1 protein-coding gene is annotated in these 1,676 nt (G+C 67.1%); it reads right to left on the bottom strand.

What is annotated here, in order from left to right; genetic code table 11:
* Positions 1-575: 575 nt before the first annotated feature.
* On the bottom strand, positions 576-1,676 hold a 1,101-nt coding region (locus ABD120_RS38255), incomplete at its 5' end, for a flavin monoamine oxidase family protein (RefSeq protein WP_343955273.1).

Here is a 1,676-nt window from a genome sequence, read left to right as displayed (position 1 = left end):
CACCGCCGCCCCGGTGATCGCGAGACCACCCGCGACACCCGCCTTGAGCACACCGCGCCGCGTCAGACTCCGACCCTCGGGCCGACCGGATTCCATCTCGTGGGTCACTTTCCCTCGTTTCTTTCCTGAGAACTGGTAGCGGATGATCCGTCGCCGGACTGCGGACTCACGATTGCCGCGCGCGCGATAATGGGGTCCGATCGATCGGACGCGGTGCGTGATGTGGCCACGACCAGGCGAGGCTGTTGTGTTGTCAGCCCAAGATGAACATTTTGGATAGCGTCCTGAACTCCGTGGTCGCCTGCTCGCCTGGCCGGCTGTGGATCGAGGGTTTCGCGGAACCACGAGAACAGCGACTAGACCGTTTCCATGGCTGTGCAGCCGATGGGCGCGCTCATGGCCAGGAGCCTAGCTGCGGCATGCCCGGCCCGTGCAGGTGTTTTCCCGCGTTGAGATTGTCGAGTCGGAATTGCGAACAGCGGTGACCGGAATTCCGGCCACCGCTGTTCGACGCAGACCACGCGTAGATCGTCCTGAGACTTTCCCGTCGGCGAATGGTCTCAAGACGCGCGCTGTTACCGTCCGCCGAGGCCGCGGTACAGTCCGGGGTTCACCTTCGGCACGAAAATTCGTTCCTCGGCGCTGGCCGCCGCGGCCGCCGGACCGGACAGGGTCGGCGAGCCCGCGACGCGCAGGCCGTCCTCGATCGCGCCGTCGATGTAGCCGTTCCACCCGTTGGCGATGTCGGCGCCCGCGAACTTGATCCGGCCGTGCGGCTGCTGGAGCTTCGCGTGCAGCCTGATGAGCTGGTACGGCTGACGGTACGCGCCGGCGCCCAGGGAGAACGGGTCCACGTGCCAGTTGGTCACGAGGTAGTCGCGCATCGTGGCTCCCGGGATCACCCGCTGCACGGCCCGCTCCACCGCGTCCCGGTCGTCGACGTCGAAGGTGCGGTCGACGGTGAAGGCGACCACCGGCTGGCCGTCGTTGAACCGGCCCATGAAGCAGAGCGGGTCACCCCTGCCCTCGGGTGACTCGGCCACGAACCTGTCCGTGGGGTTGGACAGGTCGATCCACAGCTTCTTCTCGTGCAGCACGCCGATCCCGGCGTTCGTCGCCTCCCGATGCGCGGCGGGCAGCGGCGGGCTGAACGAGATCGTGCGCCAGACGTTCACCGGCACGGCCATGATCACTTCCGGTGCGGTGAAGGACTCGCCCGCGCGCGTCGTCACGGTCGCCTTGCCGGCGTTCTGGACCACCGACTTGACCGGCGAGTTGAGCTTGAGGACCGGCTTGGACTCGGCGAGCATGGCGTTCAAGATCGACACTGTGCCCTGTGCCGGGCGGTAGGTGTTGACGCCGTGGAAGCCCTCGAACGTGCCACCGGCCAGCGCCCACCACTGCTGGATGAGGGTCAGCGCCCCCCGCTCGCTGGTCCCGCCGTACAGTGAGGTCCAGCTGGTCAGCAGGATCTCGTCCGCCGGCGGGAGGGCCATCTGGTTGAGCCGGTCCCGCAGCGAGAACCTGTCGAACTGGGCGACCAGGTCGGGTCGGCGCAACGGCTGGAAGGGTTCCGGGAAGATCTCGGTCGCCCGGTCGAAGAACCTGGTGAAGAGTTCTTTCTGCCGGATGTAGGCCACGGACGGGTCGAGCTCCTCGAACCCGGTGAGGGTCGG

Origin of the sequence: Nonomuraea longicatena (assembly GCF_039525605.1) — a bacterium.
Taxonomy (GTDB): domain Bacteria; phylum Actinomycetota; class Actinomycetes; order Streptosporangiales; family Streptosporangiaceae; genus Nonomuraea; species Nonomuraea longicatena.
This window is presented reverse-complemented; position numbering and strand designations above follow the sequence as displayed.